10 protein-coding genes and 1 tRNA gene are annotated in these 12222 nt (G+C 72.1%); 5 read left to right on the top strand and 6 right to left on the bottom strand.

Annotated elements, in window-relative coordinates:
• Positions 1 to 90 precede the first annotated feature (90 nt).
• The gene (locus tag ASF78_RS12010) at positions 91 to 1659 is read left to right on the top strand and encodes a nitrilase-related carbon-nitrogen hydrolase (protein ID WP_056589380.1); all 1569 of its coding nucleotides are present in this window, start codon (positions 91 to 93) and stop codon (positions 1657 to 1659) included.
• A gap of 14 nt (positions 1660 to 1673) precedes the next feature.
• Here ASF78_RS12010 and ASF78_RS12005 read toward each other — a convergent pair whose 3' ends face one another.
• Positions 1674 to 2708 carry an RDD family protein gene (locus ASF78_RS12005; RefSeq protein ID WP_056589377.1) on the bottom strand — a complete coding sequence of 345 codons (1035 nt, stop codon included), beginning with the start codon at positions 2706 to 2708 and terminating at the stop codon, positions 1674 to 1676.
• An 83-nt stretch (positions 2709 to 2791) separates the two neighbouring features.
• On the opposite strand from ASF78_RS12005, the gene ASF78_RS12000 reads away from it, so the two are divergent.
• Positions 2792 to 3970 carry an RtcB family protein gene (locus tag ASF78_RS12000; RefSeq protein WP_056589374.1) on the top strand — a complete coding sequence of 393 codons (1179 nt, stop codon included), beginning with the start codon at positions 2792 to 2794 and terminating at the stop codon, positions 3968 to 3970.
• A gap of 31 nt (positions 3971 to 4001) precedes the next feature.
• Here the strand turns inward: ASF78_RS12000 and ASF78_RS11995 are convergent, their stop codons facing one another.
• The gene (locus tag ASF78_RS11995; protein ID WP_056589371.1) at positions 4002 to 4199 is read right to left on the bottom strand and encodes a hypothetical protein; all 198 of its coding nucleotides are present in this window, start codon (positions 4197 to 4199) and stop codon (positions 4002 to 4004) included.
• A 171-nt stretch (positions 4200 to 4370) separates the two neighbouring features.
• On the opposite strand from ASF78_RS11995, the gene ASF78_RS11990 reads away from it, so the two are divergent.
• The gene (locus tag ASF78_RS11990) at positions 4371 to 5357 is read left to right on the top strand and encodes a hypothetical protein (RefSeq protein ID WP_056589368.1); all 987 of its coding nucleotides are present in this window, start codon (positions 4371 to 4373) and stop codon (positions 5355 to 5357) included.
• Between the two features lie 8 nt (positions 5358 to 5365).
• Here the strand turns inward: ASF78_RS11990 and ASF78_RS11985 are convergent, their stop codons facing one another.
• Together ASF78_RS11985 and ASF78_RS11980 are read right to left on the bottom strand one after the other, a co-directional pair.
• On the bottom strand, positions 5366 to 8797 hold the full coding sequence (locus ASF78_RS11985; RefSeq protein WP_056589364.1) for a hypothetical protein: 3432 nt from the start codon (positions 8795 to 8797) through the stop codon (positions 5366 to 5368).
• Positions 8798 to 8935: 138 nt separating this feature from the next.
• Entirely contained in the window at positions 8936 to 9580 is a 645-nt protein-coding gene (locus tag ASF78_RS11980; RefSeq protein WP_056589361.1) for a hypothetical protein, read from the bottom strand.
• A 131-nt stretch (positions 9581 to 9711) separates the two neighbouring features.
• On the opposite strand from ASF78_RS11980, the gene ASF78_RS11975 reads away from it, so the two are divergent.
• Together ASF78_RS11975 and ASF78_RS11970 are read left to right on the top strand one after the other, a co-directional pair.
• On the top strand, positions 9712 to 10263 hold the full coding sequence (locus ASF78_RS11975) for a hypothetical protein (RefSeq protein WP_056589358.1): 552 nt from the start codon (positions 9712 to 9714) through the stop codon (positions 10261 to 10263).
• Positions 10264 to 10433: 170 nt separating this feature from the next.
• Positions 10434 to 11369 carry a hypothetical protein gene (locus ASF78_RS11970; protein ID WP_056589355.1) on the top strand — a complete coding sequence of 312 codons (936 nt, stop codon included), beginning with the start codon at positions 10434 to 10436 and terminating at the stop codon, positions 11367 to 11369.
• Positions 11370 to 11580: 211 nt separating this feature from the next.
• Here the strand turns inward: ASF78_RS11970 and ASF78_RS11965 are convergent.
• Both ASF78_RS11965 and ASF78_RS11960 read right to left on the bottom strand, forming a co-directional pair.
• Positions 11581 to 11656: transfer RNA gene (locus tag ASF78_RS11965), tRNA-Thr, on the bottom strand.
• Positions 11657 to 11689: 33 nt separating this feature from the next.
• Positions 11690 to 12184 carry a hypothetical protein gene (locus tag ASF78_RS11960; RefSeq protein ID WP_056589352.1) on the bottom strand — a complete coding sequence of 165 codons (495 nt, stop codon included), beginning with the start codon at positions 12182 to 12184 and terminating at the stop codon, positions 11690 to 11692.
• Positions 12185 to 12222: the final 38 nt, after the last annotated feature.

Genomic DNA, 12222 nt, shown 5'->3' with positions numbered 1-12222 from the left:
GCGCAGGGTGGTGCGGGCCCGCCCGGGTGCGCGCGACGGTGCGGACGGAGCGAGGAGGGCACCTCCTCACCGACAACCCGAGGAGCCGTCATGGCCGTCCAGACAGCCGACGCAGTCGCGCCACCCACCGACCCGAACGCCCCCGCGTCCCGCGCGGTCCGACGGTGGTCGTGGGTGTGGCTTGTCGTCGGCACCGCACTGCTGCCTTTCGCCGGCCTGCAGACGCTGATCCCGCTGACGGCGTGGCTGGCACCGGTGTTCCTGCTGCGCTTCAGCCGCAGCCAACGCGCCGTGGTCGGGCTGCCCGTCCTGGTCGTCGCGATCTCCTGCGCCCTCCTGGTGGGGCTGCGGAACGGGTTCCTCCCGGTCGTCGACGGATCCGGCTACTACCTGTTCGTCCTCACCCTCGGATTCGGCGGAGCCCTGCCGTTCGCCGTCGACCGCCTCCTGGCGCCGCGGCTGGACGGGATCTCCCGGACGCTGGTGTTCCCGGCGGCGGTGACGACCGCGGAGCTGCTCGGCACGATGGGCAACCCGTTCGGTACCGCGGGCAGCACGGCGTACTCGCAGTACGGGTCCTTGCCGCTCCTGCAGGTGGTGTCTATCGCCGGCATCTGGGCGCTGACGTTCCTCGTCAGCTGGCTCGCCCCGGTGGTCAACCAGCTCTGGGAGCGAGGGTGGTCCGGGCCGGGAGTCAAGGCACCGGCGATGCTCCTCGTCGCCGTCACCGCCGCCGCGCTGCTGTTCGGCGGTGCGCAGCTCGCCTTCGCGTCGCCGAGGAGCGAGACGGTGCGGGTGGCGGCGCTGGCGCCCGACCGGCGGCTGATCGACCTCGCCTACTCCGCACCTGACATCGGGTCCGGCGATCCGTCGGGACGTGCCGCGGTGAGCAAGGAGTACTTCGCGCCCGTGCTCGACGACCTCTTCGAGAGGTCCGCGCGCGAGGCCGTGGCGGGCGCGAGGATCATCGCGTGGTCCGAGGCGGCGGCACTGACGCTCCAGGAGGAGCAGGAGGACGTGGTGGCGCGGGCAGGCCGGCTCGCCCGCGAGCACGGTGTGTACGTACAGGTCTCGATGATCGTCCAGCTGTCCGCCGACCGCGGCTCCGACGGCGGCCCGGTCAACGAGAACCACGCCGTGCTGCTGGACCCGCAGGGCGACATCGTCTGGGACTACCTGAAGTCCAGGCCGGTGCCGGGCGACGGGCACGAGGCGGGCCCGGGTGTGATCCCCAGCGTCGACACGCCCTACGGACGCCTCGCCACGATCATCTGCCAGGACGACTTCTTCCCGGCCCTGGTGCGCCAGGCCGGCCAGGCGGACGTGGACATCCTGCTGGTGCCGTCCAGCGACTGGGAGAGCATCGCGGCGTGGCACGGCCAGCAGGCGCCGTTCCGTGCGGTCGAGAACGGGGTGGCGCTGGTGCGGCCGACCCGGCAGGGGGTCTCGCTGGCCACCGACGGGCAGGGCAGACTGCTCGGTCACAAGAGCGACTACTTCGTGTCCGACGACCAGACCCTGGTGGTGGCGGTGCCGACGCAGGGGTACGACACCTGGTACGCCTCGCTCGGGGACGGTGTCGCCTACGCCGTCGCGGCCGGGCTGGTGGTCCTCACCGTCGCCGCGTTCCGGCCCGGGAGGCGCCCGCAGGGCCGATGACCCCGCCCGTCCGGTCAGCCCTGGCCCGCGCTGTCCCAGTCCTCCTGGCTCACCATGCACGACGCGACGGTGGCGCCGTTGGAGACGAGACGGGACTCGACAGTCCAGCCCCGGCCTGCGTTCTCGAGGTCGGCGGCCTCGATCGTCACGGGGTCGAGCACGGCGATGCTGCGAGCGCCGGGCTCCTGCTCGTGCTCGGTCACCACCTGCCCGTCGGCGTCGAGGATGTCGGTCGCCACCATGCGGTCGACCGACATCAGGTCGGTGTCGTACCACGTCCAGCCGATGCTCAGCCGGGTCTGCGAGAGGTCCGTGCTGGGCCGGGTCAGCCACAGCCGCTGGTCGACGTAGGCCAGGACCTCCCGTGAGCCTGCGACGGACGCGGTCGCGGTCTGCACGCCTTCCACGCACGGGACGTCGGACGTCTGCACGGACCCGGTCGTGGTCTGCGACGCCGAGAACGCCACGCCGAGCGCGCACACAACGATCGCCGCGACGTTCACCACGGCCGACCGCCACACCGACCGCTCCCGTCGGAACCGCGCGAACCACGGGTGCGCCGGAGGCTCGCGGGTCTCGACGGCCAGGGTGCCGACGATCGAGTCGGCGAACGTCTGCTTGCGGGCGTTCCACAGCGGCCGCAGGTACCCGATGAGGAAGATCGCGTCGAGCACGTGCGCGACGACCCGCAGCGCCGACGCGAGGAACCCCACCGGCAGCCCGTCGGACACCCGCACGACCGCGACGCCCGCCACCCGCTTGCCCGGGGTGGCACCGGTCCAGCCCTGCAGCGCGAGCATCGCGACCAGGAGCCCGACGAGCCACGGGCTGGTGAACCACCCGACCACGTCCACGCCACCTGTGGCATCGACGTCGAAGGTCGGCGTCAGCGACGGACCCGAACCCCCCGGGCCGAGCACGATCCACGTCGCGCCGCCGAGGATCGACCCGTCGAGGAGCGCGGCGACGACGCGGCGCAGCCAGGAGGCGAGGGGCGGGCCGTCGGCGGGCGGCGCGAGGTCGGGGGGCAGCACCTCCGTGTCGGTCACGGGCAGATCGTGGCAGGTCCAGCCGGGTGGTGTCCGGGGAATGACGGCGACGTCACGCGATCGCCGTGACAGGCTCCCGCCTCATGACACGCGAGCACCTCAGCCCGCGACTGATCAGCTGGGCATCGATCCTCGAGGAGAACACCCGGGCCCAGGCAGTCGCCACCTCCACCCTCCCCTTCATCTACCCGCACCTGGCCCTCATGCCCGACGCCCACTTGGGCAAGGGCGCGACGGTCGGCAGTGTCATCCCGACGCTGGGCGCGATCATCCCCGCCGCCGTCGGCGTGGACATCGGCTGCGGCATGATCGCCGTCCGCACCCAGTGGACGGCGGACGAGGTGCGTGGGCGGGGGTCGCTGGCGACGCTGCGGCAGGCCATCGAGAAGGCGGTCCCGCTGTCGGCAGGTGGCGTGAACGCGAGGCTGACGTCGACCGCGGCCGGCCGCGTCGCGACGCTCGAGGCGAGGGCGGACGAGGCGGGCTTCGACCCGGGTGCCGACGCCCCGCGCTGGCGGCTGCAGCTGGGCTCGCTCGGGTCGGGGAACCACTTCATCGAGGTCACCGTCGACGAGGCCGGCACCGTGTGGCTGTTCCTGCACTCCGGGAGCCGCGGCGTCGGCAACCGCATCGCGCAGCGGCACATCAAGGTCGCCGCCGACCTCTGCGCGAAGTGGTGGATCACGCTGCCCGACCGCGACCTGGCGTACCTGGTCGAGGACACCGACGAGTTCTGGGCGTACATCCGCGAGCTGCGGTGGGCCCAGGACTACGCCCTGCTCAACCGCGAGGAGATGATGGACCGCGTCGTGGCCGCCATCTCCGAGCACATGGGCGAGCCCGTCGTCGAGGCCGAGCGCGTCAACTGCCACCACAACTTCACCGAGCAGGAGAAGCACTTCGGGAAGAAGGTGTGGGTGTCCCGCAAGGGCGCGATCAAGGCCGGTGTCGGTGACGCCGGGCTGATCCCGGGGTCGATGGGCACCGCGTCGTACGTCGTGACCGGCAAGGGTGACCCGCTCTCGCTGAACTCGTCGCCGCATGGCGCCGGCCGCAACCACTCGCGGTCCGCCGCGCGTCGGCTGTTCACCCACGAGCAGCTGCGCGAGGCCATGACCGGCATCGAGTACCGCGACACCGACGCGTTCATCGACGAGATCCCGGCGGCGTACAAGGACATCGACCAGGTCATGGCCGACGCCGCCGACCTCGTCGAGCTCCGCCACGTCCTGCACCAGATCGTCAACGTGAAGGGCGACTGACGACGGGGGCCCGGATCCGCAGGGATCCGGGCTACCTGTTCGCGGACTGGCTGAGCCTCGCGACCAGGAAGTCTCTGACGTTTGCGGCCGACTCCGCGAGTCGGGCTGCCTGCGGTTGCCGGCCGGCGTACTTCAGCGGCGCAACGGTCAGCACGGAGTGGTCGCCGGACGAGAACCCTGCCGGCGGGATCTCGTCGACCTCGATGCCGACCGGGCTCAGGCCCTGCACGGCTGCGCACCGCAGTGGAGGGCTGAGCGCGTCGCGTTCGAAACCGGGTGTACAGAATCGCGACCTATTTGTCCCGATTCTGAGGTGCGAACACCTGTGACTGTGTTGACCCGGCAGCCGTCGCGGAGGACGGTGTCGATCGTCGATCCGTGCCGGCAACCGGGGGCCCTCATGAAACGGCTCGGGTGGGCCGCGGCGAACACGGTGTTCCGACTCGTCGGGCGGGCGACGCGCCGGCCGTACTCACGGTTCCGGGCGGCCCACACCGATGTCGGGCCGTCGTCGGACACCTCTGCGTCGCTCGGCGAACCGGACGCCGAGCTCACCGCTCGCACACGCGGAGTCCTGGTGGGCGCCTTCGCGACGGGAGTCAGCGTCGACGCGTGCCTGGCCGTGCTGGCCGCAGACACCCTGATCCGCTCGTACCGGCGCGTGCTCGACCGAGGATTCGTCTCGGTCAGCGACCTGCACGCCCGGAACATCAGCAGGTGGTGCTCCCTGCACGGTGACTTCGATGTGGAGCCCGACGGTGCCTTCGTCGGCTCGGCTCTCTTCGGGTACGACCCGGACGTCCTCGGCGGTGGCTCGAGCAGAACCGGCGGCACCGGCTGGGGCACGTGCGTCCCGACCGCTGTGGCGGGTCTGGTCGGTACGGACGCGCCGTTCGAGCAGGGCGTGGAGATCATGGCCGGCACCCGCGGCAGCGGGGTGGACGGGGCAGTAGGCGGGTGCGTCGCGATGCTCGTCGACCGGCTGGTGCGCGGGACGGACGTTGAGGCGGCGGCCGCCGAGTGTGCGGCGGCCGCGTCGGGTGCGGGCGACCCGGCTCTCGCCCGAGCACTTCTCGAGGCCGTCGACGGCTCGCGCAGGGTCCCGACGACTGCGGCCGAGTGCGTCGCCGAAGCCGTCGCCCGGGTGATGCACGGGCCGGACGGGGATGCTCAGGCGTCGGACGTGGACGCCGGTTGTCTCGCGACGGTGGAGTCGTTGACCGGGCAGCTGCGCGGCGCGCTCGGTCGTCCGCCCGACGTCGACGTGCCACCGCACGTTCTGGCGGAGCTCCACCGACGCGCCGACGACTTCCTGTGGACGTTCGGCCGCGAGGGCCGGATGCCCTACCTCTCCGCCGAGTGGGACGCCCGGTACCCGCCGGGCTGAGCCGGACGTCAGCGGGTGGGGACCTCGACCTCCACGCGGACGACGTCGCCCGTGCGTCGGAAGATCCGCTCGCTCACGTCGGTGTCCAGGGCGCCGTCGATGCCCTCGACGCGGGTGCCGTCGGCGAGGTGCGCGACGACGGTCGGCGTCGCACCGGGTGCGGCGGTGCGGCGGTAGACGACGGGCACCTGGCAGAACGTGAACGCGAGGGAGCCTGCGGGGAGCGTCAGGGTCTTCTCGCGCTGGGCGAGGTCGTGATAGCTGAAGGTCGTCGGGGAGGACGTCCACTCGTCGGCCCGCAGCAGCACGGGCCGGACGACGACGCGACCGCTCTCGACGCGCAGGCCCAGCTCGCCGAGGCGGGTGAGGATCTCCTCCTTGACCTGGCCGGTCATGCCGGGCTGCCGGGCGCCCTTGCCGGCGGGGGTGTGGGAGTACGGGTCGACGGGGAACGCGCCGTACTCGCCGGGGGTCTTGCAGTAGCCCAGGCCGAGCCGGATGTCCTCGTACGCGTCGGCGAGACCGGCGACGACGGCCGGGTCGGCGCCCTCGGCGACCGCGCGGTCGTGGTTCTCCTGCACGGCGAGCAGCAGCTTGGACACCATGTGCCAGTAGATGCTGCCCAGGCCCTCGTAGGCGAAGAACGAGCCGGACCGGCCGGTGAACTCGGCGTGCCGGAACACCTGCTCGAACACGTCGAGGACGGCGTGGCGGCCGTCGGCGACCCCGGGGACGTCAACCGCGTCGAGGGCGGCGTCGAGGTCGCGTGCGTTGTGCAGCCCGGGCGCGAAGCGGTGGTCGCCGCGCACGTCGCGCAGCACGACCGTCGTGTCGCCGGCCGCGACGAGCGTCGCCAGCAGGGGTGCGGAGGCCGCCTGCTCCGCGGTGATCAGGTTGCGCACCAGGAAGGTCGGGAGCTCGCGGTCGGGGTAGAGCTGGTAGGAGTTCTGGTCCGCCCGGTACAGCGCGCTGCGGCGCAGTGCCCGGGCGAGCGCCAGTGCCTCGGCGGGCGTCTGGACGCCGGACGACAGGACGGCGACCTGGCCTTCGAGCATCTCCTGCAGGCGACCGACGGTCGCGCCGTCGCGCAGGTCCAGCAGGTTGTACGAGTGGTACAGACCGTCCTCGCGACGGTTGGCCCGCAGCGCGGCGTCGACGTACACCGTCGCGTCCGAGAGGAACGCCTGCACGGCGCGCACCGGGATCGTCGCGTGCTCGCCGCTGAACCCTGCGTACACGCGCGCTCGGTACGCGGTGCCGGCCGAGCCGAGGGCGTCCATGACGGCCCGTCGCCCCTGGCCGTCGAACCCGGTGGCCGCCTGCTCGACGGGCTCGCTGAGCGCGGCGTGCACGTCTGTCAGCAGGCTCGCGAGCTCGCTGGTCACGGTGAGGTCCTGGCTGAGCAGGTCCTGGGCCAGGGTCAGGGCGCGGCGCAGGTAGGCGAGGGTGACGACGGAGAGGCCCTTGCCGACGAGCGCGTTGTTCGCGTCGTTCCACTCGGGGCGCTGGGTGTTCATCCAGATGCCGCCGTCGGGGACCAGGTTGACGACCTTCGCGAGGATGGTCAGCAGCAGCTTCTCGCCGAGCGACACGCGCACGAGGTCACCGTCGGTGCCATGCACGAGCCGCCCGTCGGCACCCTCGGTCGCGACGCGCCGCTGGACCCGCTCCTCGGCCTCGGTGTCGAAGGAGATCGTCGCGATCGGCTCGACGACCATCTCGTCGTACGTCGCGATGCGGTACGGGACGTCGGCGTGCGTGAAGACGGCGCGGTCGACGAGCGCCTCCAGGCGACCGGGGTGGAACCGTCGCGACGCCTCGAGGAGCTTGACCAGGTAGATCACCTGGTGGTCGCTCCAGTAACCGATGTTCGCCCAGGGGTTCGACGGCTCGGGCACCTCCCAGTCGACGCCGGAGCGCGAGATGCGGTACGGGTTGTAGCCGTCGGCCGTCGTGGCGTCGAGGAACACCGCGACCATCGACTCGACGTACTCCGGGAACGACCAGGCCAGCGCCTCCCAGTTCTGGAAGATGTCCCGCCAGTTGCCCTGGAAGTCGACGAGCGTCTCGCCGTCCTCGCCGGTCAGGGCGATCCGGAACTTGTTCCAGGGGCGGCTCGGGTCGCCGTGCCGGCGGCTGAACGTCAGCGGGAGGTACTCGCGCACGAGCCGCAGCAGGTCCGGGTCGCCGGACGCGTCGGCCCGCTCGACGAGGCCGTCGATCTGCTCGGTCGCGGCGAGGTCGTCGAACCACGCCCTGCTGCGGTCGAGGGTCAGCGGGCTGCGCTGGCCGACGAACGCCCGCAGGTCTGCCGTGCGGACGGCGTACCCGTCGACGAGGACTCCCCCGCGCATGATGTTGAACAGGACGTTCGCGCGGTGGTGGGCGGTGGCGAGCTCGTCGCCCGTGACCTGCGCGGCGTCCGCGGTCCCGACGAGCCGGTCGAGGTGCGCGCGCGTGCCCGCGACGTCGGCGGCGAGCGCGAGGGCGGCTGCGACGGGGTCGGCGAGCAGGGTCTGCAGGCGGACGACGTCGGCGGCGCTCTGGTCCACGTCGGCGACGACGCTCCAGCGGCGCTGCTCACCGGGGGCGAGCGTGAGGTCCGCGCGGACCAGGTACGCACCCTTCTCGCCGCGGACCTCGTGCTCCGCGACGACGGGGCGGCCGGTCGCGAACTCGCCGACCTGCCGGACCGAGAGCAGGTGGTCGGCGTCGACGAGGCCGACCTGCCACGCGACGGTCGTCGAGAGCGACTCGCTCGGGTCACTCTTGTCCGTGAGCGTCGAGTTCAGGTAGACCAGCCCGAGGCCGGTCGCGGGGTCGACCTCGGCACGCTTGTACGCGTCGAGGAGGCTGCTGAACTCGCTCTGCGTCTGCACGGTGACTCCCGCGGGCAGGAGGTCGACGAAGCCGTCCAGGACCTCGGTCCGCAGGTGCCGGTCGGTCATCGAAGCGACCTCGACCTCGCGCACGACGCCGAACCGGGCAGCGGTCGTCCACGTCACCCGGACGCGCAGCCCCAGGTCGGGCCGGGTCTCCTCGAACACGAGCGTCGTGCCGAGCGGGTCCTTGTAGAGGTGGCGCTCGACGTCCGGGTCGCCCGGTCGGCGCGGCGCGAACGGCTGCCAGAAGACGGTGCCGACTCGCAGGAGCGTGAGCCCACCGGTCCGGCCCGCGCCCGCGGAGACCTTGTCCTCGGTGGAGTACGGGAAGAGCGCTCGGTCGGCCTCCTCGCGCCCGGCTGTGACGCCCCCGGTGCTGGAGATGAACAGCCACAGGTCGCTCGCGCCGACCAGGGTCATGAAGAACGGCGGCAGGTCGTCGTAGGACGTGATCCGGTAGAAGCGGCGTCCGTCGAGGTCGACGAGCCCGGCGACGGGGACGTCGAGCACCTCGGGCTGCTCGCCCGCGGGTGCGGGGGTGACGGTCTGCGACGCCATTGCCGATGTCCTTCGTTCGAGCGCGTGGGCCGGTCCGTGGCGGACGTGCACGCTGCGTCGATGCAGCCGTGGATGCGCTCCCATACAGTGACACGTGTCACCGGTGAACGCAAAGACCGAGCTCGCGCGACGAGCTGATCAGGCGGTGCGGCTCTGCGCGTGCCATGCCTCGTCGACGCTGCGGCGCACCGCGACCCTCTGCCGGGTCTGGGCGACGAAACCGATCAGAGCCAGCACGAGCAGCAGCGCCCACCAGGTCCAGCTGGCGTCGAGCGCGCTGCTGAACCTCCCGTCCTCGAGGTCGGCGGAGTTCAGGGTGCCCACGAGCAGCATCACGCCGGCGACCACGCTGACCGCACCGGCGAGCGAGCTGGCCACCGCGAGCACCACCATCGGCATGTTCCCGACGACCGACACGATCCCGAAGATCGCGCCGACGGCCACACCCGACAGCACGGCGACCCAGCTCCAGTCGATCCCCAGGGCGACGATCAGCCCCGCGCCGATCACGTAGCCGAACGCCGCCATCGCGAGGATCACGGCCACCGCGTAGTAGAGGTAGGCGAGCACCGCGAAGATCACGGCGAAGACGAACCCCGACACCCAGCCGAACGCCGTGCCGAGGAAGCTCTCGTCCGCGAGCGAGGCGAACAGCCCCGCCCCGAAGGCGAACCCGGCGAAGAAGCCCCAGATCGGCAGGACGAGCCGCAGCACGAACTGCCCCGCGAAGAGCATCACGCCCCCGGCGACGATCGCGAGGATGCCCAACAGGATGTCTGCCATGTCTGCAATGTAGGGGCTCGCCGACGTCTGTCGCTGCGACGACACGGGTTGGAACCAGGCTGCAGCGCCACCAGCGAACCCGATAGCGTCCGGGTGCCCGACCTCACCGCACTCTGCACCAGGAGACCCGCATGGCACACAGCGACCCGCACATGGACGACACCACCGCGAGCGGCGCCGGATCGTCGATGCCCGTCGCACCGCAGTACCGCGCCGAACCGGTCACCGCTGCGTCGGTCGACAGGCCGTCGTCGGTGACGCGGGCCGTGCAGCTCATGTACGTCGGCGCAGCGCTGAGCGTCGTCGGCATCATCGTCGCGTGGGCGACCAGGAGCCAGCTGAGCGACCAGCTCGCCGCGGCGAGCCCGACCCTGTCGCCGGACGACGTGGAGTCCGCCACGACGATCTCCCTCGCGTTCGCGACCGTCGTCGGCCTCGTCGGCGTCGGCCTGTGGCTGTGGATGGCTGCCGCGAACGGTGCCGGCAAGTCGTGGGCCCGGGTGCTCGCCACGGTCTTCGGCGGCCTCGGTGTCCTGAGCTCGGTCTACAGCCTCACCACCGGGACCGGGATCACGATCGCGATGCAGGTGGTGTCCCTCGTGCTCGCCGTCACCATCCTGGTGCTGCTGTGGCGTCCGGCGTCGTCGGAGTACTTCCGGGCGCGGTCCGCACCGCAGGTCTGACGGCCGACCGGCGTCGTCGTAGCGCTGGCAGGAACCCCGACCAGGTGCCGTGACCGCCAGCCTCCCACCCGACTCGAAGGTCACGTCGTCGCCCCGACCAGAGGTATCAGACGGGAGCGCGCGGATTCCTCTGTCCGAGGGCGAGAACGGGTACCGGGCCGGGAGGCGCCATGACGGAGACGACCCACCCCGGCGGCTGGGCGCCGGTGATGTTCCTGCTCGTCGGATCGCCCCTGTACGTCGTCACGGTCTGGCTCTACGAGCGGTCGGGCGGACCGATCACCACGGGGTGGTTCGCGATCTGGGCCGCGCTCGTCCTGATCGGCCTGCTCGCCTGGGTGGTCGTCCTGCGCGCGGGAGTCCGTCGCGTGCGGCGCGCCGGCATCCGCCTCTGGTCGGGTGCCCTCGCCCGGTACGTCGCGATCGCCATGTTCGCGACCGCCATGCTCCAGACCGCCACGCACTACACCAAGTTCACCGAGGACGACTCCGTCGTCATCTTCCTTGCCGTCCTCGTGGTCCTCGCCGTCGGCTGGGCGGCGGCTGCTCCCTGGACGCTGCTCGTGTGGCACACGCACGACGACGACAGCGTCACTCGTGCCGTCGCGGCTGTGCACCCGCCCCGATGGGACGACGCCGGCGTGGAGCCGCAGTACGACGCCACCGCGATCCTGGCGGCGACCGCCGCGCTGCACCGCACCTGGAGAACCATCGAGGACAGTGCGATCGCGTTCGCTGTCATCCTCTCGACCGCCGTGCTCAACACAGGCACGCTGCGCCTCGCCGCGCTCAGCTCGGGCGCGACCACCGAGGAGAAGTCGCCGGCGGTGCTCGTCCTCGCGTACGGAGCGTTCCTGGCCGCGGTCGCGACAGCGCTCGTCGCCCCGCTCGTCGTGGGCTGGCGCACCCGTGCGACGACCCTCGTCGACCTGGCGCTCGGCGAGCCGCCCACCGGGGTGCCGACCGCCGAGTACGTCGAGACCCGCGACCGGTTCCTCAACCACCTCGGCCTGCGAGCAGGTGTCCTGCGGACACCGATCGCCGCGCTGAGCATCCTCGCGCCGTTCGCCACCGCCTTCCTCACGACACTCGTCCCGACGAGCTGACGAACGTCAGACACCCACGTCACCCGCACTGTCGAGGGTCGACGACCTCCGCGACCCCGTCCCCGCCAGGACGAGGGACGCCGTCGACCGGGCGGGCGGCGCCGGCGGGAAGGCGAAGGCCTGCGTGGAGCTTTGCGACGCCGATCGCCACTCCAGCCCGACGACGAAGGCCCCGTGGCCAGCGTCTCCGCTGGTCACAGGGCCTTCGAGGTGGAGCCGCCTAAGAGAATCGAACTCTTGACCTTCTCATTACGAGTGAGACGCTCTGCCGACTGAGCTAAGGCGGCGTCGTCGGGACCCATGGACCCCGGCGAGCCCGCTTACTGTACCTGGCCGACCCCCGGCGCTCCAAAGCGAGCGCCGCAGGCGATGGTGGCAGCGGTGAGCGCCACGAGGTCCTCGGCGACCGCTGCCTGCCAGGCGGGGAGCCGACCGACCGCCCACGCCCGCCAGGCAGCTCCCCCGTAGGCGCCGGCGAGCCCGCCGATCGCACCGGCGAACGCGGGGATGACCGGGTGTTCGCCGCCGCGTGTCGCGAGCATGCTCGCCCCGATCGCGCCCGACGTCGCCCGGACCAGGCCGCCGCCGTGGTCGAGCCGGCTCGGTGCGGTCGGGAGCTTGTCGCCGATCAGCTCGCCGACGACGCCCAGCGCCGCGACCGCGCGGACCACCGGGCGGTGCGCGCCGGCGATCGTCGGGCCGGCGAGCCCGAGGGACGCGCGGGCACCAGCGGCCCAGCCGAGCAGCGCTGACCGTGCCACCAGTGCGGCGCCGGGTCGTCGGGTGCGGACGTCGTCGCGGAACAGTGCTGTCATCGGGCCACCGTCGCCCGTCGAGGTGCGCGCGGCAACCG

It is taken from the genome of Cellulomonas sp. Leaf334 (assembly GCF_001424195.1).
GTDB lineage: Bacteria > Actinomycetota > Actinomycetes > Actinomycetales > Cellulomonadaceae > Cellulomonas.
The sequence above is the reverse complement of the archived record's forward strand: the minus strand, read 5'-3'. Positions and strand labels throughout refer to the sequence as shown.